General features: G+C 63.7%; 25 protein-coding genes. 9 read left to right on the forward strand and 16 right to left on the reverse strand.

Annotated elements, in window-relative coordinates:
* Positions 1-208: 208 nt before the first annotated feature.
* The 8 genes from E4656_RS19545 to E4656_RS19580 form a co-directional block, all read right to left on the reverse strand.
* Positions 209-523 carry a hypothetical protein gene (locus E4656_RS19545; protein ID WP_135485011.1) on the reverse strand — a complete coding sequence of 105 codons (315 nt, stop codon included), beginning with the start codon at positions 521-523 and terminating at the stop codon, positions 209-211.
* Positions 524-890: 367 nt separating this feature from the next.
* Positions 891-2,036, reverse strand: coding sequence for a radical SAM family heme chaperone HemW (hemW, locus tag E4656_RS19550; protein ID WP_135485012.1), 1,146 nt, complete (start codon positions 2,034-2,036; stop codon positions 891-893).
* 5 nt (positions 2,037-2,041) lie between these two features.
* Positions 2,042-2,641 (reverse strand): RdgB/HAM1 family non-canonical purine NTP pyrophosphatase, encoded by a 600-nt coding sequence (gene rdgB / locus E4656_RS19555; RefSeq protein ID WP_135485013.1) that lies wholly within the window; start codon positions 2,639-2,641, stop codon positions 2,042-2,044.
* Positions 2,641-3,288, reverse strand: a complete 648-nt coding sequence (gene metW / locus E4656_RS19560) for a methionine biosynthesis protein MetW (protein ID WP_135485014.1) — start codon at positions 3,286-3,288, stop codon at positions 2,641-2,643. The genes rdgB and metW overlap by 1 nt, the downstream gene beginning before the upstream one ends.
* Positions 3,288-4,469 (reverse strand): homoserine O-succinyltransferase MetX, encoded by a 1,182-nt coding sequence (gene metX, locus E4656_RS19565; protein WP_135485015.1) that lies wholly within the window; start codon positions 4,467-4,469, stop codon positions 3,288-3,290. Before metX ends, metW begins: the two co-directional genes overlap by 1 nt.
* Before the next feature lie 25 nt (positions 4,470-4,494).
* A complete protein-coding gene (locus E4656_RS19570) occupies positions 4,495-5,082 on the reverse strand; it encodes a YggT family protein (protein ID WP_135485016.1) in 588 nt (195 codons plus the stop codon).
* Positions 5,083-5,095: 13 nt separating this feature from the next.
* Positions 5,096-5,935, reverse strand: coding sequence for a pyrroline-5-carboxylate reductase (proC, locus tag E4656_RS19575; RefSeq protein ID WP_135485017.1), 840 nt, complete (start codon positions 5,933-5,935; stop codon positions 5,096-5,098).
* A gap of 47 nt (positions 5,936-5,982) precedes the next feature.
* Positions 5,983-6,684, reverse strand: a complete 702-nt coding sequence (locus E4656_RS19580; RefSeq protein WP_135485018.1) for a YggS family pyridoxal phosphate-dependent enzyme — start codon at positions 6,682-6,684, stop codon at positions 5,983-5,985.
* A gap of 68 nt (positions 6,685-6,752) precedes the next feature.
* Here E4656_RS19580 and E4656_RS19585 point away from each other — a divergent pair, with 68 nt between their 5' ends.
* The 3 genes from E4656_RS19585 (at position 6,753) to E4656_RS19595 (ending at position 9,479) form a co-directional block, all read left to right on the forward strand.
* Positions 6,753-7,787, forward strand: coding sequence for a type IV pilus twitching motility protein PilT (locus tag E4656_RS19585; RefSeq protein WP_135485019.1), 1,035 nt, complete (start codon positions 6,753-6,755; stop codon positions 7,785-7,787).
* Positions 7,788-7,820: 33 nt separating this feature from the next.
* A complete protein-coding gene (locus tag E4656_RS19590) occupies positions 7,821-8,948 on the forward strand; it encodes a PilT/PilU family type 4a pilus ATPase (protein WP_135485020.1) in 1,128 nt (375 codons plus the stop codon).
* Positions 8,949-9,059: 111 nt separating this feature from the next.
* Positions 9,060-9,479 carry a hypothetical protein gene (locus E4656_RS19595; protein ID WP_135485021.1) on the forward strand — a complete coding sequence of 140 codons (420 nt, stop codon included), beginning with the start codon at positions 9,060-9,062 and terminating at the stop codon, positions 9,477-9,479.
* A 24-nt stretch (positions 9,480-9,503) separates the two neighbouring features.
* Here the strand turns inward: E4656_RS19595 and trmB are convergent, their stop codons facing one another.
* From trmB to ftsY, 6 genes are all read right to left on the reverse strand, one after another.
* A complete protein-coding gene (trmB, locus tag E4656_RS19600; RefSeq protein ID WP_135485022.1) occupies positions 9,504-10,217 on the reverse strand; it encodes a tRNA (guanosine(46)-N7)-methyltransferase TrmB in 714 nt (237 codons plus the stop codon).
* Positions 10,218-10,228: 11 nt separating this feature from the next.
* Complete coding sequence (locus E4656_RS19605) at positions 10,229-10,591, reverse strand: DUF423 domain-containing protein (protein WP_135485023.1); 363 nt, start codon at positions 10,589-10,591, stop codon at positions 10,229-10,231.
* A 5-nt stretch (positions 10,592-10,596) separates the two neighbouring features.
* Positions 10,597-11,466, reverse strand: coding sequence for an RNA polymerase sigma factor RpoH (gene rpoH / locus E4656_RS19610; RefSeq protein ID WP_135485024.1), 870 nt, complete (start codon positions 11,464-11,466; stop codon positions 10,597-10,599).
* An 86-nt stretch (positions 11,467-11,552) separates the two neighbouring features.
* Positions 11,553-12,527, reverse strand: coding sequence for a permease-like cell division protein FtsX (ftsX, locus tag E4656_RS19615; protein WP_135485025.1), 975 nt, complete (start codon positions 12,525-12,527; stop codon positions 11,553-11,555).
* Positions 12,520-13,203 (reverse strand): cell division ATP-binding protein FtsE, encoded by a 684-nt coding sequence (gene ftsE, locus E4656_RS19620; protein WP_135485026.1) that lies wholly within the window; start codon positions 13,201-13,203, stop codon positions 12,520-12,522. The genes ftsX and ftsE overlap by 8 nt, the downstream gene beginning before the upstream one ends.
* The gene (ftsY, locus tag E4656_RS19625; RefSeq protein WP_135485027.1) at positions 13,200-14,195 is read right to left on the reverse strand and encodes a signal recognition particle-docking protein FtsY; all 996 of its coding nucleotides are present in this window, start codon (positions 14,193-14,195) and stop codon (positions 13,200-13,202) included. Before ftsY ends, ftsE begins: the two co-directional genes overlap by 4 nt.
* 79 nt (positions 14,196-14,274) lie before the next feature.
* On the opposite strand from ftsY, the gene E4656_RS19630 reads away from it, so the two are divergent.
* The 5 genes from E4656_RS19630 (at position 14,275) to E4656_RS19650 (ending at position 18,080) form a co-directional block, all read left to right on the forward strand.
* Entirely contained in the window at positions 14,275-15,216 is a 942-nt protein-coding gene (locus E4656_RS19630) for a hypothetical protein (protein ID WP_135485028.1), read from the forward strand.
* Positions 15,200-15,814, forward strand: a complete 615-nt coding sequence (rsmD, locus tag E4656_RS19635) for a 16S rRNA (guanine(966)-N(2))-methyltransferase RsmD (RefSeq protein ID WP_205849287.1) — start codon at positions 15,200-15,202, stop codon at positions 15,812-15,814. The genes E4656_RS19630 and rsmD overlap by 17 nt, the downstream gene beginning before the upstream one ends.
* A gap of 2 nt (positions 15,815-15,816) precedes the next feature.
* Positions 15,817-17,238, forward strand: coding sequence for an aldehyde dehydrogenase family protein (locus tag E4656_RS19640; protein ID WP_205849288.1), 1,422 nt, complete (start codon positions 15,817-15,819; stop codon positions 17,236-17,238).
* Positions 17,239-17,326: 88 nt separating this feature from the next.
* Entirely contained in the window at positions 17,327-17,848 is a 522-nt protein-coding gene (gene coaD, locus E4656_RS19645; protein WP_135485030.1) for a pantetheine-phosphate adenylyltransferase, read from the forward strand.
* Positions 17,826-18,080 (forward strand): YfhL family 4Fe-4S dicluster ferredoxin, encoded by a 255-nt coding sequence (locus E4656_RS19650; protein ID WP_135485031.1) that lies wholly within the window; start codon positions 17,826-17,828, stop codon positions 18,078-18,080. The genes coaD and E4656_RS19650 overlap by 23 nt, the downstream gene beginning before the upstream one ends.
* Here the strand turns inward: E4656_RS19650 and E4656_RS19655 are convergent.
* Together E4656_RS19655 and E4656_RS19660 are read right to left on the reverse strand one after the other, a co-directional pair.
* Positions 18,067-18,777, reverse strand: a complete 711-nt coding sequence (locus E4656_RS19655) for a LytR/AlgR family response regulator transcription factor (RefSeq protein ID WP_135485032.1) — start codon at positions 18,775-18,777, stop codon at positions 18,067-18,069. The two genes, E4656_RS19650 and E4656_RS19655, sit on opposite strands and share 14 nt — an antisense overlap.
* 4 nt (positions 18,778-18,781) lie before the next feature.
* Positions 18,782-19,849, reverse strand: a complete 1,068-nt coding sequence (locus E4656_RS19660; protein ID WP_135485033.1) for a sensor histidine kinase — start codon at positions 19,847-19,849, stop codon at positions 18,782-18,784.
* Between the two features lie 138 nt (positions 19,850-19,987).
* Here E4656_RS19660 and argH point away from each other — a divergent pair, with 138 nt between their 5' ends.
* Positions 19,988-21,388 (forward strand): argininosuccinate lyase, encoded by a 1,401-nt coding sequence (gene argH / locus E4656_RS19665; protein WP_135485034.1) that lies wholly within the window; start codon positions 19,988-19,990, stop codon positions 21,386-21,388.
* Positions 21,389-21,516 lie beyond the last annotated feature (128 nt).

Raw genomic sequence — 21,516 nt, forward strand, 5'->3', positions numbered from 1 at the left:
AAACGTTGTAGCCATTTTACCGAAAAACAGCTGGAAACGCAGCATTCATGCGGGCTTCTCTATTGTTCAGGGCCGACTAAATCGGATGATTCAATACTTTGACTAAAATCCATGAAAACCTTTGAAAAAGAAGTTTTCATGGTCCCATTCGGCGAGTACACGACATAAGTAGCTTTTTGGGAAAAATCAAAGATATATTTGAGCTTCCTTATTCCATAACAATTTTCAAACTCAGTATGAACTTTAAACATTTCTGATTACTTTCCTTTGCAGCTAACATTAATATAGTCGTCAAAGTGATCATATTTATCTGATGACTATCTACTATTGAGCTCAAATCCAAAACACCCGCCAGCTCCCACACCATCAAGCTTTCAGTGCTGCCCACTATCAACCACCCACCAGAAATACGATCAGTTTGATGCCTATCCCGGTTTAGCTGGAAGTCCGCAGAACGCAGGTCTGACAGGGCTTTAAGGCGGAAAATACCAAAGCCACCAAAATAGACGGTCAGAATGATCATTAATCAAGTCTGAGATTGTTGATCCCAAATCATGAATGAGCCTGGCCATCATGCAGGTGGTGGCCGGTTGTCTGCAGAGGCGACCCATATCGGCACTTGCGTGCCTCGCTACAGGGGTTGGGCACGCTACCGCTGCGTGATCGTCGGCACTTGCGTGATCGTCGGCACTTGCGTACCTCGCTACAAGGCGGTGGGCACGCTACCGCCCGGCCGGGTGAAATGGCTTTGCCAATACGGTGGTCTGGATGTAGGCGCGTCCTGTCGCTGCGGGTGGGTTTGTTTTTGTTGGCTACCCCTAGGTTTAGTGGAGGCTGGCGGCGATTTCAAGTTCTTTCTGTGTTCGATAGGTAGTGTGTTGGGGGCGAGGTCAGTTGACCCAGGCGGCGACGGCGTCGTTGTAGAAGCGCCAGCCGAGGTCGGTGAGGGCGTGGCGGTCGTTGTGCAGCAGCCCTTTCTTTCGGAGTTGTGTGAGCTGGGGTTCGAGGGTGTCGAGGGGCAGCCCGGTGCGGGCGCTGAACAGCTGTTCTGGGGCGCCTGCGCGCAGGCGCAGTACGTTCAGCATGTATTCGAATACCAGGTCGGTGTCCTGTACGGGCTGCTGGCGGCGCCCGCCGTTCACGGCCTGCAGGTAGTGGTCGGGCATGCGGGTGCGGGTGGTGCGCATGGGGCCGGCGGGGCCGGTCAGTTTGCCGTGGGCGCCGGCGCCGATGCCGATGTAGTCGCCGAAGGTCCAGTAGTTGATGTTGTGCCGGCATTCGTGGCCCGGTCGGGCCCAGGCGGAGATTTCATACTGCGCATAGCCGGCTTCCAGCAGGCGGGCGCGGCCCTGGTCCTCTATGGCTTCCAGTACCGGCTCGGACGGCAGTTCGGGGGTATGCCGGTAGAAGACGGTATTGGGTTCGATGGTGAGCTGATACCAGGAGAGATGCCCCGGGTCGAGCGTGAGTGCGGCATTCAGGTCGGCCAGTGCCGAGTCCGGGGTCTGTTCCGGCAGGCCGTGCATCAGGTCGATATTGAGCCGCTTGAGGCCCAGGCTCTGCAGCAGGTCCCAGGCGCGGAACACATCGTCGCGGCCGTGAATTCGGCCCAGCCGGGTCAGGGCAGCGTCGTCGAAGGACTGCACGCCGAGCGAGATGCGGTTGATGCCGGCGCTGACATAGTCGGCGAAATAGCGCCGTTCCACGGTGCCGGGGTTGGCCTCCAGCGTGATCTCGGCATCGTCGGCCAGCCAGCCCAGTTGCCGCAGGCGGTCGAGCAGGCGGCCCAGGGCGCGGCCGCTGAACAGGCTGGGCGTGCCGCCGCCGAAGAACACTGATTGTATGGGCCGGCCCTGTCGCCAGTCCGCTTCCTGCTCCAGGTCGGCCAGCAGGGCATCGGTATAGGTGGTCTCGGGCAGGTCGGTACCGGCTTCATGGGAGTTGAAGTCGCAGTAGGGGCATTTGCGCACGCACCAGGGCAGGTGCACATAGAGGCCGAGCGGTATCTCGGTCGGGTCGGGGGCGGCGGCAGCCATGGGGTTCAGCGCCACCAGTCGGGCAGGGCGCGGCGCAGTTCCTGGCTGGCTCTGGCCCGGTGGCTGAGCCGGTTCTTGGTATCGGCCGGGAGCTCGGCGGCGCTGCAGCCCTGGTCGGGCACATGAAACAGGGGGTCATAGCCAAAACCGCCGGCACCGGCGGGGGCTTCCAGTATGCGTCCTTCCCACACCGCCTGACAGATCAGCGGGCGCGGGTCTTCGGCATGGCGCAGCACGGCCAGGGCGCAGACAAAGCGTGCGGTGCGTTCGGCCTTGGGCACGCCTTCAAGTGCTGCCAGCAGCTTGCGGTTGTTGGCGGCGTCATCGCCGTGGGTGCCGGCATAGCGAGCCGAATAGATGCCGGGGGCGCCTTTCAGGGCGTCCACTTCCAGCCCGGAATCGTCGGCCATGGCCGCGTGCCCGGTATGCCGGGCCGCCGCCCGGGCCTTGATCAGGGCATTCTCGACAAAGGTCAGCCCGGTTTCTGCGGCATCGGGCACATTGAAGTCGCCCTGCGGGCGCACCTCGATGCCGAGGTCACCGAGCAGGCCGGAGAATTCGCGCAGCTTGCCGGCATTGCCGCTGGCCAGTACCAGTATGGACATCAGGCTGTCGCCTCCGGCGCGGTGTTGGCGGCGGCCGACGGGGTGGCGTCGGTGCCGGGCTTGTCGACATGGTAGATGGCGATCTCGCCGAGCAGGTTGGGCAGCCAGCGGATGATGCGGCGGCTCTGGTGCTGGCTGTCGAGCACGGTGTTCTGGCGGATGCGCGCCTTTTGATCCCGGCACAGGCGCTCGAAGTCGCGGCAGGTGCACAGGTGGATATTGGGCGTGTCGAACCAGCTGTAGGGCAGGATCTTCGACATCGGCATGCGTCCGAGGAAGAACAGATAGCGCCGCGTGTTCCAGTACCCGAAGTTGGGGAAGGTGACGATGGCCTCGCGACCGATGCGCAGCATCTCGTCGAGCGTCTTGTGCGGGGCCTTCATCTGCTGCAGTGACTGCGACATGATGACCACGTCAAAGCTCTTGTCGCGGAAGTTCTTCAGGCCGGTATCCAGGTTCTTCTGTACCACCGGCACGCCGTTCTCGATACAGCGGATGATGCTGTCCTGGTCGATCTCCACGCCCAGGCCGCTGACCTGCTTGTGTTCGCGCAGCCAGGAGAGCAGGGTGCCGTCGCCGCAGCCGAGGTCGAGAATACGGCTGCCGACCGGAATCCAGTCGGCGATGATCTGCAAGTCAGCGCGCATCAGCCGGCCTCCCTTTCCTGCCACAGCCGTTCCAGAAAACCCGACAGCGCCCGCACATAGGGCTTGATCGGAAACAGGAAGGCGTCATGCCCCTGCGGGGCGTCGATTTGGAGATAGGACACATCCTTGCCGGCATGGATCAGTGCATTGACGATTTCTTCGCTGCGTTCGGGGGCAAAGCGCCAGTCGGTGGAAAAGGACACCACCAGAAAGCGGGCGGCGGCCTGGGCCAGACAGCGGGCCAGGTCGTGCCCGTGGTCGGCGGCCGGGTCGAAGTAGTCCAGCGCCTTGGTCATCAGCAGATAGGTGTTGGCATCGAAATTGGACGAGAAGTGCTCGCCCTGATAGCGCAGATAGCTCTCGACCTGAAAGTCCACGTCGTAATCGAAGCTCAGGGTGCCGGTCTTGAGGTCGCGCCCGAACTTGTCGCGCATGCCGGCATCCGAAAGATAGGTGATGTGGCCCAGCATCCGGGCCAGCATCAGGCCCTGCTTGGGGTAGGCATCATGGTCGGCGTAGTGGCCCTGATGGAACCCGGGGTCATTGATGATGGCCTGTCGGGCCACCTCGTTGAAGGCGATGTTCTGCGCCGTCAGCTTGGGCGCTGAGGCAATCACGGCGGCGCCGCCCAGCCGTTCCGGGTAGTCGATGGACCAGCGCAGCGCCTGCATGCCGCCCAGGCTGCCGCCGACCACGGCCAGCCAGCGCTCGATGCCCAGCCGGTCGGCCAGGCGGGCCTGGCTTTTGACCCAGTCGCGCACGGCCATGACGGGAAAGTCCGGCCCCCAGCGGCGGCCGGTGTCCGGGTTGATGCTCTGCGGGCCGGTGCTGCCATGGCAGCCGCCCAGGTTGTTCAGGCTGACCACGAAATAGCGGTTGGTATCCAGCGCCTTGCCGGGGCCGATGCAGGCATCCCACCAGCCGGGCTTGGTGTCGTCCTCACTGTGGTAGCCGGCGGCGTGGTGATGGCCGCTGAGCGCATGACAGATCAGCACCGCGTTGCTGGCGTCGGCATTCAGGGTGCCATAGGTCTCGTAGATCAGCTCGTAGCTGTCCAGAGTGCGGCCGCTGCGCAGCGGCAGCGGCTCGTCGAAGCGCTCCACTTTGGGCGTCACGATGCCGACAGAGTGCGTGCCATCCGTGGCCATGTCTGCAGGCTGTCCGGTCGCAATATCGCTCATGATTGCCGTCTTGCCGTCATCCACCTCAGATGCCCAGGAAGGCTACGCGCACCTGCCCCATGGGAACAATGCTGTAGGCAATGGCGCGCAGAATGCCATGCACGATATAGAGCACCAGGAACGCCAGCAGATAGCTCAGGTCCAGCATGCCGACCTGCAGGTTGAGCTTGCGGAAGGGCGCCACCACAGGTTCGATCATGTCACGCAGGAAGGCCAGCAGCGGGTTGGGTGCACCCGAGCTGAGCCAGCTGCCGATGGCCACGATGATCATGGACCAGCGGGTCACTTCCAGAATCAGACCGGCGGTGGCGAAGGCGCCGCCCACAATGATGGTCGACACGGCGGCATTCAACTGCGGCAGCATGCTGACCAGAATGAAGGCCATGACCACCTGCAGCAGCCAGATCACCAGCAGCGCCGGCAGGTCCAGGCCGCGAATGCGCGGAATCACCAGCATGAACGGGCTGACAAAGGGGTTGGAAATCTTGCGCACGGTTTCCGCCATGGGGCCGTACGGGTCCACCTGAGCCACCTGGGCCATGAAGCGGGCCGCCAGTGCAATCAGGACCAGGGCAAAGCCGGTTTTTACAATCAGAACAATCAATTCGGCCATTACGGCCCTCCTGTCAATCGTGCTTGGATGCCAGTTCGTCTGTCAGAGTGACACTGCGCGTGGCGCAGGCGTCGACAGCCGCCTCGACCAGGGCATCAAGCCCCTGTTCATCGAAGACCCGCAGGGCCTCCACCGTGGTACCACCGGGAGAGCTGACCTTCGCCCGCAGTTGGGTCGGGGTGTCGCCGGTCTCCCGCATCATGCGCGCGGCCCCGAGGGCCACCTGGGCCACCAGTGCCTGGGCGTCGGCTGCAGCCAACCCCCGCTGCTCGGCGCTGCGTACCAGGGCCTCGCTGAAACGATAGAAATAGGCCGGGGCGCTGCCGCAGATGGCCGTTATGGTATGCATATCGGCTTCCTGTTGCACCCACTGAATCATGCCGACGGCCCGAAACAGTGTTTCGGCCAGTGTTTGCTGCTCGGTGGTCACCGCCGGGTTGGCAAACAGGCCGCTGACGCCGGCGCCCAACAGTGAAGGGGTGTTGGGCATGCAGCGCACGACGGGCAGGCCGCCGCCCAGCCACTGGTCCAGGGTGGCGGTTTCGATGCCGGCGGCTATGGATACCACCAGCGGCTGGCGCTGCTGTATGGCCGTGCCCAGCGCGGCACAGACCGTCTGCATGACCTGCGGCTTGACCCCGAGTACCACCACATCGGCCTGGGCGACGGCGGCTTCATTGTCCGTGGTGACCTGAATGCCGAGTGCCTTGCTGGCTTTCTCGGCGCTGTCAGGGCTGCGCGTGGTGCCGATGATGTTCCGGGCCGGATAGCCCTGTTCCAGCAGGCCGCCGATGATGGCACCGGCCATGTTGCCGGTACCGATAAAGGCGATGGTCGCGGTGTGGTTGATCATCTGTGCAATCCCTGTTGGTTCTGTGGCTTGGTGGCTTCTGCCCTGCTTCAGCCCTGGCGCGGGCGGTCACCGAAAATGCCCCGGCCGACGCGTATACAGGTGCTGCCGGCGGCGATGGCCAGGGTCAGGTCATCACTCATGCCCATGGAGAGTGTATCGACCTGCGGGTGCTCTGTCTGCAACTGACGGAACAGCTCGGCCATGCGGGCAAAGTCCTGTTGCAGGGCGGCTGCGGACTGGTCGGCGGCCGGTATCGTCATCAGGCCGCGCAGCTGCAGTCTGTCCAGGGTCGCAACCTCTTCGGCCAGTGCCGCCACGGCGTCCGGGGCCAGGCCGGCCTTGTTGGGGTCTGCACTGATATTGACCTGCAGGCAGACCGCCAGCGGCGGCAGTTCCGCCGGGCGCTGCTCGTGCAGGCGCCGGGCGATTTTCAGCCGGTCTATGGTGTGCACCCAGTCAAAGTGGCTGGCCACCTGCCGCGTCTTGTTGGACTGCAACGGCCCGATATAGTGCCAGACCACGTCGGCGAGCGTGCAGGCGGCTATCTTTGCCACGCCTTCCTGTACATAGTTCTCTCCGAAATGCCGGGCGCCGGCGGCCCAGGCGGCCTCCACCGCAGTGAGCGGGAAGGTCTTGCTGACCGCCAGAATACGGATGTCCTGCGGGTCACGATCACTGGCCCGGGCAGCCGCAGCGACGGTGCTGTTGAGCTGCTGCCAGCGTTGTGCGATCTCGGAGGGACTGCTCATCGGGTTTCGTCTGCGCGCCAAATTCACTATTCTAACCATTCCGCTACCCGGGCAACCAGAGGAACCCAATGGATATTACCGAACTCCTGGCATTCAGTGCGAAGCAGAACGCCTCGGACCTCCACCTGTCCGCAGACCTGCCACCCATGATCCGGGTGGATGGCGATGTGCGCCGCATCAACCTGCCGGCGATGCCCCACAAGGAAGTACATGCCCTGATCTACGACATCATGAACGACAAGCAACGCAAGGACTTCGAGGAGTTCCTGGAGACCGACTTCTCCTTCGAAGTGCCTGGGGTAGCCCGCTTTCGTGTCAATGCGTTCAATCACAATCGCGGTGCCGGGGCCGTGTTCAGGACCATCCCGTCACGGGTGCTGACGCTGGATGATCTGGGCATGGGCGAGGTGTTCCGCGAGATAGCGCGCGTACCGCGCGGCCTGGTGCTGGTGACGGGGCCCACCGGCTCCGGTAAGTCGACCACGCTGGCGGCCATGATCAATGACGTCAACGAACAGCGCTATGACCATATTCTGACCGTGGAAGACCCGATCGAATTCGTGCACGAGAGCAAGCGCTGTCTGGTCAACCAGCGGGAAGTGGGGCGCGACACGCTGGGCTTCAACGAGGCCCTGCGCTCGGCCCTGCGGGAAGACCCGGACATCATCCTGGTCGGTGAGCTGCGGGATCTGGAAACCATTCGGCTGGCGCTGACCGCGGCGGAAACCGGGCATGTGGTGTTCGGTACCCTGCACACCACCTCGGCGGCCAAGACCATTGACCGGATCATCGATGTATTCCCGGCGGAAGAAAAGTCCATGGTGCGCTCCATGCTGTCGGAGTCGCTGCAGGCCGTGGTGTCGCAGGTGCTGATGAAGCGCAAGGGCGGTGGCCGGGTGGCGGCGCACGAAATCATGCGCGGTACCTCGGCGATCCGCAACCTGATCCGCGAGGACAAGGTGGCCCAGATGTACAGCGCTATCCAGACCGGCTCGGCTCAGGGTATGATCACCATGGATCAGTCGCTGACCAATCTGGTCCAGAAGGGTGTTGTCTCCCAAGAGGAAGCCAAGTTGAAAGCCAAGTCACCGGAAAGCTTCTGAGTGCAGACCGGCCTGTAGAGGGGATGAATACAGATGGATTTTGAGCAGCTGCTGCGCATCATGGTGGAAAAGGAGGCCTCCGACCTCTTCATCACGGCCGGGGTCCCCCCCAGTCTGAAGGTGCACGGCAAGATCGTCCCCATCACCAAGCAGCCGCTCAGCCCCGAGCAGACGCGGGAAATGGTGCTGGGTGTGATGACCGAAAAGCAGCGGCGGGAATTCCAGGACACCCAGGAGTGCAACTTTGCCATCAGTGCCCGGGGCGTCGGCCGTTTTCGGGTCAGCGCCATGCATCAGCGCAATCTGGCGGCCATGGTGTTGCGCCGCATCGAGGTCAACATCCCGCGTCTGGATGAGCTGCGCATGCCGGAAGTGCTCAAGCAGCTGTCCATGACCAAGCGCGGGCTGGTCATCTTTGTCGGTGCCACCGGCGCCGGTAAGTCGACCTCGCTGGCGGCCATGCTGGGCCATCGCAACGAACACTCGCGCGGCCATATCGTCAGTATCGAGGATCCGATCGAATTCATTCACCAGCACCGGGGCTGTATCGTCACCCAGCGTGAGGTGGGTATTGATACCGACAGCTTCGAAGTGGGGCTGAAAAACGCCCTGCGCCAGGCGCCGGACGTGATCATGATCGGTGAGGTGCGCACCCCCGAGACCATGTCCTACGCCATTTCCTTTGCCGAAACCGGCCACCTCTGTCTGGCCACGCTGCATGCCAACAATGCCAACCAGGCGCTGGACCGCATCATGCACTTTTTCCCGGCCGACAAGCAGCGGCAGCTGTGGATGGACCTGTCGCTGAATCTCAAGGCCATCGTGGCGCAGCAACTGGTACCGACCCCGGATGGCAAGGGCCGGCGGGCGGCCATAGAAGTGCTGCTGAATACACCGCTGGTGGCGGACCATATTCGCAAGGGTGAGGTGCACCTGCTGAAGGACCTGATGGCGAAGAGCAATGATGTCGGCATGCAGACCTTTGACCAGCATCTGTTCGAGCTCTACTCGGCCGGTGAGATCACCTACGAGAACGCCCTGTCGCATGCCGACTCGGCAAATGATCTGCGCCTGATGATCAAGCTGGCGCAGGAATCTGACCCGGATCACCTGCAGGGCAGGGCGGCGACCCTGACCATTGAAGGTGATGACCATCGATGACCATTGCCCCTGAAGACACCGGGCCTGGCCGCCCGCTTCGATCGCCGGAGGATCAGCGTGACTGACACCATCACAGCTTGCCAAACTGGAACCACCGCCCGCAGCCGCAGCTTGCGGCTACTGACCCTGTTGCTGCTGTCAGCCGTGCTGGCTTCAACAGCCTCGGCCAGTGGTTATCGGCACAACCTGAGTACCGACCTGATCAACTGGGGCTTTCTAAAGCCCAACATTGGCTATGACTATCGTCTGAGCAATCATTTCAGTCTCGGCTCCGGGCTGTCTTTCGATGCGCAGGCGCTGGAAGACGGCATTGTGGTAACACCCCGGCTGCGTTATGAAACCAATGGGGCCTTTCGTGACGGGGCGCTGGTGGAACTGGGCGCACGGCTGCCAACCGATGACGAGATTCTGGCCGAAGGCGGCCTGGGGTATTCGTTCTGGGTCGACCGGATGCATCTGACGCCGGTGGCGGTGGTGCGCCATGACATGTCCTGGCAGGTGCGTCTGGAACTAGGGTACGGCTGGTACTGACCCCAGCCGCTGTGGATACCTGTCTCAGTCTGGCTGTGGCGTGGTGACGCGCTCGAAGATCAGGTCCCACACGCCGTGGCCGAGGCGTTCGCCGCGCTGCTCGAACTTGGTCAGCGGCCTGAAAGCCGGGCGCCCCGGCTGATAGCCGCCGTCCGGTGCCGTATTGCGGAAGTCCGGGCTCTGCGCCATCACTTCCAGCATGTGTTCGGCATAGTTTTCCCAGTCGGTGGCCAGATGCAGCCAGCCGCCCGGTTGCAGCTTGCGCGCCAGCAGGGCCACGAATTCGGGTTGAATCAGGCGTCGCTTGTGGTGCCGTTTCTTGTGCCAGGGGTCGGGGAAGAAGATCTGCACCCGGTCCAGGGTGCCATCGCCGATCTGGCGCTGCAGAATCTCGACTGCATCGTCCTTCATGACTCTCAGGTTGGTCACGCCGGCTTCATGGGCCCGGTTGATCAACCGTCCGACGCCGGGCAGATGCACCTCGATACCGATGAAATCCCGCTCCGGGGCCTGTTCGGCCATGGTCAGCAGGGAGTCGCCCATGCCAAAGCCGATTTCCAGCGTCACCGGTGCCGTGCGCTGAAAGATGGCATTCAGGTCCAGCGGCTGACCATCGGCCTCCAGGCCAAGGCGGGGCCACTGTTCGCTCAGGGCGCGCTGCTGACCAGGGGTCATGCGACCGGTGCGCATGACAAAACTGCGAATGCGGCGCTGGGGCCGGGACATGGAGTCGGACATCGGATATGGATTCAGTTTGAAAGGGTTTGCCACACCAGCCACAGCCAGCCGGCAATCATCACCAGGCCGCCCACGGGTGTGACAAACACCAGCGGCCTGAATTGCAACAGCAGCCAGCCGTACAGACTGAAGGAAAACAGCACGCCGCCGATCAGCATCAGCCAGGCAGCGCTCAGAAGGGGTTCGCGGGCCGCCAGGGCAATGGCCACGGCCGCCAGCACATGCCACATCAGGTAGCGCGTGGCGGTTTCCCAGGTGACCAGTTGCTCGGCGCTCAGCCGCGCCTGCATGGCGTGGCCGCCGAGCGCGCCGAGAGACACCGCCAGTGCGCCCAGGCAGGCGGCCACAGCGAGCAGAACGGAGGCCGGACTCATCGGCGTCAGGCCATCAGTTCGGTTTCGCCTATGGCCTGGCGGATCTTCTTCATGGCGTTCTTCTCCAACTGACGGATACGCTCCGCCGAGACGCCATAACGATCAGCCAGTTCATGCAGGGTGCTTTTCTGGTCGCCCAGCCAGCGTGCGGCCAGAATGTCCCGGCTGCGCTCGTCCAGCGCGTCCAGCGCACTGTAGAGGCGTTCATTGATATCAGCCGTGGCATCGGCGGCTTCGACCCGGCTTGCCGGGTCCGTGCTGATATCGAACAGGAACTGTTCCGGTGCGAAGGCCGAATCATCGTCATCATTGTCGGCTTCGAAGGTGGGATCCTGTGCCGACAGCCGGCCCTCCATGTCATAGACGATGGATTCCTTCACGCCGAGGTCTTCGGCAATGGCCTTGGCCTCGGTCGGGTTCAGCCAGCCCAGGCTCTTCTTGGAGCTGCGCAGGTTGAAGAACAGCTTGCGCTGCGCCTTGGTGGTGGCGATCTTGACGATGCGCCAGTTGCGCAGAATGTATTCGTGAATCTCGGCCTTGATCCAGTGCACGGCAAAGGACACCAGGCGCACGCCCACTTCGGGGTTGAAACGCTTGACCGCCTTCATCAGACCTACATTGCCTTCCTGGATCAGGTCGGCCTGCGGCAGACCATAACCCGAATAGGTACGGGCAACGTGCACCACAAAGCGCAGATGTGACAATACGAGCTGGCGCGCTGAGGCCAGGTCGTTATCATAGTAGAACGCCTCGGACAGCGTGCGCTCTTCATCCGCAGTCAGCACCGGCACACTGTTGACCGCCTGGATATAGGACTCCAGGTTGGCCCCAGGGCTCATGGTATCGACAGCAAGTGTCGGCAAGTGCTTGTTCATGGCTCGCTACGGACCTCAATTGATCGTTGACTTTAACTGCGCCTATTATAGCAGTTTTGTGCTCTTTACAATACAGGATTACGCAATCAAAGCGGATTGGGTTCAATCTGCGCCAGACGCCGTGACACCGTCAGCCAGGTGCTGATCACACTGAGCAATATCGCCACCCCGACCAGCGTCGCGCCTTCGGTCCAGGTCAGCGGGCGCAGGCCCAGCGCGGTGCCGTAGCTGTCGGCCAGGGCCGACACCGGGCCGGACAGCAGCGCCAGGCTGGCCCAGATCAGGCCGCAGGCCACCAGCCCGCCAAACAGGCCGTACCAGACGCCCATGTAGAGGAAGGGGCGGCGCACAAAGCTCTGTGTGGCTCCGACCAGCTTGATGACCTGAATTTCGTCCCGACGGGCTTCGGTGGCCATGCGCATGGTGTTGCCGATCACCAGCACCACGGTCAGACCCAGCACGCCAGACAGCGCCAGCAGGCTGCGCTGCAGCACCTCGCTGATGCGCTCCAGGCGCTGCACCCACTCGATATCCATCTGCATGTCGGCCACCTCCGGCAGACTGCCCAGCAGCTCGCCCAGAATTTCGATATCGGTGCGGGTCTGGCTGACCGGAATCACGATGATGGTGGCCGGCAGCGGGTTGTTGTCCAGCGAGCTGAGTACCGGCGCCATGTCCATCCAGGCTGCGAACTCGTCCAGCGCGTCTTCCCGCGACAGATACCAGGCATCGCGCACTTCCGGGCGCCGCTGCAGGTCCCGGCTCAGGTTTTCGCCGTCACTGACCGACACCCGGTCTTCCAGAAACAGCGACACCTGGGCGCCTTCCTGCCACTGTCCGGCCAACTGGTCCAGGTTCTTCTGGGTCACATAGAGCAGGGCCGGCAGCGCCAGAGCCACCGCGATGACCAGCCAGGTCAGGGCGCTGGCAAAGGGGTGGCGGATGATGTCGCCCAGGCTCTCGCGCAGCAGATACCGGTGGTGGCGCAGCCAGGTGCGGCCACCGAACTCGCGGCGCCGGACGCCCCGTTTTTTCAGCCGGTTGGTATTGCGTTTAGCCATTGCGCAGACCCTCGATGGCGGAAGAGCGAACCAGTGAGCCCTCGCGCAGCGTCAGCACCCGATAGGGCATGCGCGCGATCAGCCCCAGGTCGTGGCTGGCAATCATGACAGTGGTGCCGACCCGATTGAACTCGGCAAAGAGGTTCATCACCTCGCGCGACAGCAGCGGGTCCAGGTTACCGGTGGGCTCGTCGGCCAGCAGTATGGTCGGCCGATTGACCACGGCGCGGGCAATGCCCACCCGCTGCTGTTCACCGCCGGACAGCATCTGCGGGTAGTATTTTTCGCGCTTCAGCAGCCCGACCTTGTCCAGCGCTGCGCGCACGCGCCGCTGCATGTCGTCGGGGTGGGCGCCGGAGACGCGCAGGGGCAGGGCCACATTGTCGAATACGGTGCGATCCATCAGCAACTGGTGGTTCTGGAACACCATGCCGATATCGCGGCGATAAAACGGCACCTGACGCTTGGGCATGCGGTTGAGCAGATGCCCGTTGACGCGAATCTGGCCGGACGTGGGTACTTCGATGCGGGTGATCAGTTTCAGCAGCGTACTCTTGCCGGCGCCGCTGTGACCGGTCAGGAACACCATTTCGCCCTTTTCCACCTGCAGACTCACGGAGCGCAGGGCCTCATGGCCGCCCTGATAGCGCTTGGTGGTCTGATCCAGAATGATCATCGGGCGTCCTCGTCGGCGCTGCTGTTGCCGAACAGCGCACTGCAGAACGCTTCCGCATTGAAGGGCCGCAGGTCGGTGGCCTGCTCGCCGACACCGATATAGCGCACCGGCAGCCCGAACTCGCGGGCCAGAGCGAAGATGATGCCGCCCTTGGCGGTGCCGTCCAGCTTGGTCAGGGTGAGGCCGGAGACGCCCACCAGGTCACGGAACTGGCGGGTCTGGGCGACGGCATTCTGGCCGGTGCCGGCATCCAGCACCAGCATGACTTCATGCGGCGCCTCGGGGTTCAGCTTGCGCATGACACGCACGACCTTTTCCAGTTCCGCCATCAGGTTGTCCTTGTTGTGCAGGCGCCCGGCGGTATCGGCAATCAGGATGTCGGCGCCGCGGCTCTGTGCTGCCTGCAGGGCATCATAGATGACCGAAGCGCTGTCGGCGCCGGTATGCTGCGCGATGACCGGTACCTGGTTGCGCTCACCCCAGGCCTGCAACTGCTCCACGGCGGCGGCACGGAAGGTGTCGCCGGCGGCCAGCATGACGGAATGCCCGTCAGCCTTGAACTGATGCGCCAGCTTGCCGATGGTGGTGGTCTTGCCGACACCGTTGATGCCGACCATCAGGATAACAAAGGGTTTGTGACCACTCACTTCCAGCGGTCGGGCGACGGGCGTCAGCAGGGCGGTCAGCTGCTGCTGCAGCGCCGCGCGCAGGGCTTCGACGTCCTGCAGGGCCTTGCGGTCGACCTGTGCCGTCAGTTCGGCAATGATTTCCTGCGTGGCGGTCATGCCCACATCGGCGCTCAGCAACTGGGTTTCGATGTCTTCCAGCAGCTCGTCATCAATTTCCCGCCGTCCGCGGAACAGGGACGCCATGCCTTCGGAGAACTGGGCGCGTGTTTTGCCCAGGCCGTCCAGCAGCCGATCGACCAGATTGCCACTGTCTGTTGCGGGCACAGCCGTGCCCTTGTCTTTGCGTTTGCCAAAACCGAACATGCAGGGTGATTCCGGGAAAAACTGGCGCCCAATGCTATCAGAATGCAGAATGTAGCAAAACTGAATACACGCCCTGCCCATGATTGATCAACCCAAGACAGCTCCGCAGCGCAAAGCGTTTTTCAATCGCCGTTTCCTGTGGCTGCTGATCTTTATCCTGATTCCGCTGATTCCCCTGCTCAACAACCTGGGGCCGTCGGAGGCGTTTCTGGTTGAGCCGCCAGCGGGCGAGGTACGCACCCACTTTGCGCTCGCCGAAGTCGAGTTTCAGCAGGAGGTCATGGCGGGCCTGCCGGTGACCTGGGCACCGCTGCCCGCTTCCGGGCAGATCCGGATCTCGGTGCTCAGTGACCGCCAGCCGCTGGCGGTGGAGCGGCCGCCGGAGACCACAGAGCTGGATCTGGAAGCCCGCCACGGGCGCCTGGTAGCCACCCTGACGCTGCCGCTGACCACGGCGGCGCTGCAGGACGGCACCCGCTTTCTCAACCACTGGCTGCCGGTGGCCAACCGCCAGACCCGAGTCGTGATGACCGGTGAGCTGACACCGGAACGGACGCAGGAGATTGCCTCGGTGCTGGCCGGGGCCGATGCCCCGGGCGTGGTGGTGGACATTCAGCCGCCCTCCGCCGTAACCCGCCTGACCAGCCCGCCCCCAGGTACGGAAGAACATCTGCATTTCGCCCTGGCCATGGATCTGCTGCGGCAGCGCCTCAGTGGTTACAATGCCACGCTGCGCTGGTCGCACCGGGGTCGGGACAGCCTGGCCCTGCTCAATACGACGCTGGACAGCAGTCAGCGTCAGGTGCCGTCGGAAGCCCGGTTTCTGGAAACCCGTGCCGCCTGGGCGACGGCTCAGGGTGAGGGTGAACGCCCCACCGACTATATTCATCGCCAGTTGGTGACGCTGGCCGCCTATGACGTGGCGCCGGAGCGCCTGCCCGCACGGGCGGACGAACTGGCGGCACTGGACTACGCCACCTTCACCACACTCTGGGAGCAATGGCTTGGCACGGCACCCTAGGGCCGGCAAGGCCGGGCGTGCGGCACGCAGTCAGAATGCGCTGCGCCTGACCGGTGGCGACTGGCGCGGCCGGCGGCTCGATTTCCCGCTGCTGCCGGGGCTGCGCCCGACCCTGTCACAGGGGCGGGAGCGGCTGTTCAACTGGCTGCAGTTCGATCTGGCCGGGCGCCGGGTGCTGGATGCCTTTGCCGGCAGCGGGGTGCTGGGTCTGGAAGCGCTCAGCCGCAGGGCGGCGGAAGTCGTGTTTCTGGAACAGGAACGACAGGCGGCCGCCGCCATCAGGGAGCATCTGCAACGCCTTGATGCGATGGCACGAGGGCAGGTGTATTGTGTGGATGCACTGGGCTGGCTGCAACAGGCCGGGCAGCCCTTCGACGTGGTCTTTCTGGACCCGCCGTTCAGTGCCGACCTGTTCCAGCACAGCCTGCAGGCACTGGCGGCCTCCCGCGCTGTGGCACCCGGCACCCTGGTCTATCTGGAAACCCCCCGGACCTTCACCCCGACGCTGCGCCCGGGCTGGCACATGCACCGCGAAGCGCGCAGTGGTAGCCTGTTCCAGCGGCTGTTGCGCGTTGAGCGCACCGAATCAGGAGACTGACCATGCCGGAAGTCACAGATATGCAGGCCCGTCTGCAGGCTCAGCAGGCGGCCTTTCAGCAGGACCTGAACCAGACCGGCGGGCCGACGCTGGACGAGCGCAAGAGCCGCCTGCGCCTGCTGCGACGCCTGTTGCTGGAGAACCGCGAGTGGCTGTGCGAACGCGTGGCCGAGGACTTCGGGCACCGCAGCCATGACGAGACCCGGCTGCTGGAAATACTGCCGCTGCTGAAATCCATTGATCATGCGCTGCGGCATCTGCATCGCTGGATGCGTCCGCGCCGGCGAAGGGCACCCTGGTACTTGCAGCCCACCCGGGCCGAGGTGCGCTATCAGCCCAAGGGCGTGGTGGGCATTATCGTGCCCTGGAACTATCCGCTGTTGCTGGCCCTGGGGCCGCTGGTGGATGCGCTGGCGGCCGGCAACCGGGCCATGATCAAGATGCCTGAGGCCCTGCCCGGAGTGACGCGCGCGGTCACCGAACTGATCGAGCGCTACTTTGACCCGACGGTGATCTCGGTGATTGCCGGCGATGTGAAGGTGGCCAAGGCCTTCGCTGCGCTGCCGTTCGATCATCTGCTGTTCACCGGTTCGACCACGGTGGGCCGGGCGGTCATGGCCGCAGCCGCGCCCAACCTGACGCCGCTGACGCTGGAACTGGGTGGCAAGTCGCCGGCCTTTGTCGGCGCGCGCGCCAACCTGCGCGAAACAGCCCGCACCCTGGCCCACACCAAGGGCCTCAATGCCGGTCAGACCTGTGTGGCGCCGGACTATGTGCTGCTGCCCGAACACCGGCTGCAGGCGTTTCTGCAGTATTTTGCCGAGGCCGTGGCCGACTTCTGGCCGGACTATCAGCACAATGAAGACTATTCGCACATCATCCATGCGCAGCACCGCCAGCGGCTGCTGGACCTGCTGACGGAAGCCGAAGCGCAGGGCGCCGAGGTGCACGGCAAGGCGGACCTGCCTGCCGACTGGCAGCAGAACGAGCGCCTGCCGGTGCTGGCGGTCACGCAGGTACCGGACAGCGCGGGCCTGCTGCAGGAAGAAATTTTCGGCCCCTGGCTGCCCATTGTGACCTATCGCCAGCCGGCCGAGGGCATTGCCTTCATGCGCGCCCGGCCCCGACCGCTGGCGCTGTATTACTTTGGCTCCGATGTGCGCAGTCGTGAGGATGTGCTCTGTGCGGTGCCCAGCGGCGGTGTGGCCATCAATCAGGCGCTGGTGCAACTGGCCCACCCGCAATTGCCGTTCGGCGGCACGGGCGCCTCCGGCATGGGTGCCTATCATGGTTTCGAGGGTTTCCAGACCTTCTCGCATGCGCGCTCGGTGGTCTGCAGCGGTTCGTTCAACGCACTGCGCCTGCTGCGTCCCCCGTACAGCGGCTGGCTGCACGAGCGGGTCCGGCGTTGGCTGGTGCGTTGAGTTGCAACCTGCTTTCGGGGTACCATCCCGCTTTCTGGCTGCATAGAGAGTGCGTGCAGTGCGGGCCATAAAACAGAGAGATTCCGCGATGGTAACCATTGTCTATCCGGGCACCTTCGACCCCATCACCAACGGGCATCGGGACCTGGTAGAGCGAGCCTGCAAGCTGTTCGACAGGGTCGTTGTCGGGGTGGCAGCCAGCCCCAAGAAGCGACCGCTGTTCACGCTGGATGAGCGCGTTGACCTCACCCGTGAGGTGCTGTCAGGGCTGTCCAATGTGGAAGTCTGCGGTTTCAGCAACCTGCTGGTCGACTTTGTGCAGGATCAGCAGGCCACGGCCATTCTGCGCGGTCTGCGTGCGGTGTCCGATTTCGAATACGAGTTCCAGCTGGCCAACATGAACCGGGCCCTGGTCGACGGCATGGAAAGCCTGTTTCTGACCCCGGCGGAGCACTACTCCTTCATCTCGTCGACCCTGGTGCGTGAAGTCTCGCTGCTGGGCGGCAATGTCTCCAAATTTGTGCATCCGGTGGTTGCTGCGGCGCTGCGCGAAAAGGGTCGCCACTATTCGGAGCGCATCGAGTCTGATGGCCCTGCTGATCACCAGTGACTGTATAGCCTGCGACATCTGCGAGCCCGAATGCCCCAATGAGGCCATTCAGGCCGGCGACCCCTATGTGATTGATCCGCTGCGCTGTACTGAGTGCGTGGGGCATTATGACCAGCCCCAGTGTCAGCAGGTCTGTCCGGTGGACTGCATTCCGCAGGATCCGGACCGGATTGAAGACAAGCCCACCCTGCTGGCGCGCTATCAGCAATTGACCGGCCTCAGCGGGTACTGAGGCGCTCGCGCAGCGGGCGGGCGTGGCGCCGGCTCACCGGCAGCGTGGTCCCGTTTTTCAGCCTGACCCGATACTGCCCTCCATCCCGTTCCAGCGCTTCCAGCGCCTCCAGACTGACCAGATAGCTGCGATGTACCGGCACCAGCAGATGCGCCAGTTCCGCCGCCCAGTCCTTGAGCGGGCGGTCGCTCACATACTCGTTGTCCGCCGTCACCACCCTGACCCAGCGTGTTTCCGCCGCACAGTAGCAGAGTTGTCCCAGGTCGATATTGGCCCCGGTGCCGTCGGCATTGAGCGGGAAGCGACTGATCTGGCGGCGCGCCTGCAGCCGGTTCTGACGGCGCGCGCGTTCCAGCGCCTCCGCCAGTTCGGCGGCCTTGACCGGTTTCAGCAGATAGCCGTCGGCACCCTGCTGGATGGCTGGCAGCGCATAGTCGGCCCAGGCCGTGGTCATGATCACCGCCGGCGGATGCGCCAGTTCGTTCAGGCGCTGCAGCCAGTCCAGCCCGGTATCGCCCGGCATCTGGATATCCAGCAGGACGAGGTCGACCGGGGGCCGGGCATGGTGCAGCAGTTCATCGGCGGCCTTGACGTTCGGCGCCGTCAGCAGGCTGGCCTCGGGCTGCAGCTCGGTGACCAGGGCGGCCAGGCGTTCCCGCGCCAGCGGTTCATCGTCCACTATCAGTATGGTTGTCACACCGTCACTCCCTGGCTGGTGGTGGTGCCTGCCCCGGGTCGGGGGCCCAGTGCTCGGGCAGGCGGAAGGTCATCTGGGCCACAAAATGATCGGAGACCTTGCGGGTCGACAGACTGAAGGCGTCGCCGAGCAGGGACGCCCCCCTGGCCTGCAGGGTGTCCAGAGCAAAGCGGTTGCCGGGTTCGGCAGGTTGTTCCGGCAGTGGGTTCTTGACCCGGATCATCCACACCCTGACCGCTGCGCTGATCGTAATCTGGATGGTGCCGCCCTCGGCTCTGGGGCCAATGCCATGCCGAACGGCATTCTCCACCAGCGGTTGCAGGCTCAGCATGGGCACCTGCAGGTCGAGCAGACGGTCGTCGATCTGCCAGTCCTGTTGCAGGCGGTCGCCGAAGCGGGCCTGTTCCAGCCAGATATAGGCGCGGGTGAGTTCGATCTCCTGGCGCAGCGGCGTCAGCGCCTGCTGCGAGCGCAGGCTGGCCCGCATCAGATCGGACAGGTGCTCCACGGCCTGTTCGGCACGCTGCGGGTCCTGACGGATCAGCGCTGCTACCGAATTCAGGGCATTGAACAGGAAGTGTGGATTGAGGCGGGCCTGCAGGGCATCCAGTTCGGCCCGCGTGGTGGCCTGCTGGCGCAGGGTCAGGGCGTTCTGCAGATACCAGTAGCGCAGCAGCAGCCCGGCAAAGAGCAGCACTGCAGCCACCTGCATCAACAGGGTGCCCGGGTCGTTCATGGCCTGCAACGGAAACAGCCAGGCATGCAGCCGGTGGCCCAGCGTCAGAGCCACTATGCCCAGGGTCGACAATACACCCCAGTAGAGCACCCAGTGCCGGCGTGCCTGGCCGTCGACGCCGCGTTTCTGCAGCTGGCAGAGACAGGCCAGGCCGACCAGGCCCACCCAGTGACAGAACAGGGACGCCAGGGCCAGATGCAGCCAGAAGTTCGGCAGGCCCAGCAACAGGGCGATCACCAGACCCAGCAACTGGGCAATCAGCACCACGAACCAGACCGCGTCGTCGGTGCACAGCGTCGGCGGGCTCAGGGTGGTGGCGGCTGCGGAGTCTCGCATGCGGCGTCAGGTTCCGGAAGTCGTCTGGCGCTACCATAAGGCGTTTCACCGCACAGGCCAAGAGGCAGGTCGTGCTCCTGTGCGCTGTGCCGTATAATGGCGCGCCCAAACGTCTTTATTTCAGGGAGCCCGGCAACCATGTCCTCAGACTCGACCAATGTCCAGTGGGGTGGTCGCTTCAGCGAATCCACCGATGCCTTTGTGGCCGCATTCACCGCCAGTGTGGGCTTTGACCGTCGCCTGTACCGCTATGACATCGAAGGGTCCATTGCCCATGCCAGCATGCTGGGCAAGGTCGGCGTGCTGACGGCTGACGAGCGCGATCAGATCATCGCGGGCCTGCAAGCGGTCATGGCCGATATCGAGCAGGGTGCCTTCGAGTGGTCGGTGGCGCTGGAAGACGTGCACATGAATGTCGAAAAGGCCCTGACCGACCGCATCGGTGCCGTGGGCAAGAAGCTGCATACCGGCCGCTCCCGCAATGACCAGGTGGCGACCGACATCCGGCTCTACCTGCGCGACGAGATCGACCATATCAGCGCCGAGCTGACCCGGCTGCAGCAGGGCCTGGTGAATCTGGCCGAGCAGGAAGCTGACACCATCATGCCCGGCTTTACGCATCTGCAGTCGGCGCAGCCGGTGACCTTCGGGCACCACCTGCTGGCCTGGAACGAGATGCTGGAGCGCGACCACGGGCGCCTGCGCGACTGTCGGGCCCGCATGAATGTACTGCCGCTGGGTGCCGCCGCCCTGGCCGGCACCACCTATCCGATCGACCGTCAGTTCACGGCCGATCTGCTGGGCTTTGACGGTGTGACCGAGAACAGCCTCGACAGCGTGTCGGACCGTGATTTCGCCATCGAGTTCGGCGCTGCGGCGTCGCTGATCATGATGCACCTGTCCCGCATGTCGGAGGAACTGGTGCTGTGGACCTCGGCCCAGTTTGGTTTTGTGGAGCTGCCGGACCGCTTCTGTACCGGCTCTTCCATCATGCCGCAAAAGAAGAACCCGGACGTGCCGGAACTGGTGCGGGGCAAGAGCGGGCGCGTGTTCGGCCACCTGATGTCGCTGCTGACGCTGATGAAGTCGCAACCGCTGGCCTACAACAAGGACAATCAGGAAGACAAGGAGCCGGTATTCGATACCGTGGATACACTGGCCGGCAGCCTGCGGGCCTTTGCCGACATGGTGCCCTATATCGAAGCACGGCGGGCCAACATGAAGGAGGCCGCGATCCGCGGCTATTCCACCGCCACCGATCTGGCCGACTATCTGGTCAAGAAGGGCATGCCGTTCCGTGATGCGCACGAGGTGGTCGGCCAGTCTGTGGCCCATGGCCTGGCGCAGGGCAAGGACCTCTCCGAGATGACACTCGACGAGCTGCAGCAGTTCAGCACCACCATAGAGCAGGATGTATTCGACGTGCTGACGCTGGAAGGCTCGGTGGCTGCCCGGGATCATCTGGGCGGTACCGCGCCGGCGCAGGTGCGCGCGGCCGTCGTGCGGGCCCGGACCCGGCTGGATCAGCGGGGCAAATGACCCGACGCGATACAGGATTTGATACAGAAAAGACCTGAAACGATTTCCGCTGCGTAGACACATTGAGTTCGGAAGTCTGCCTGCGGTTATCCCATGTGTTCGGGAAAAGCAGCACCGCTTCCGCCAAC

It is taken from the genome of Natronospirillum operosum (assembly GCF_004768465.1).
In the GTDB taxonomy this organism is placed as follows: domain Bacteria; phylum Pseudomonadota; class Gammaproteobacteria; order Pseudomonadales; family Natronospirillaceae; genus Natronospirillum; species Natronospirillum operosum.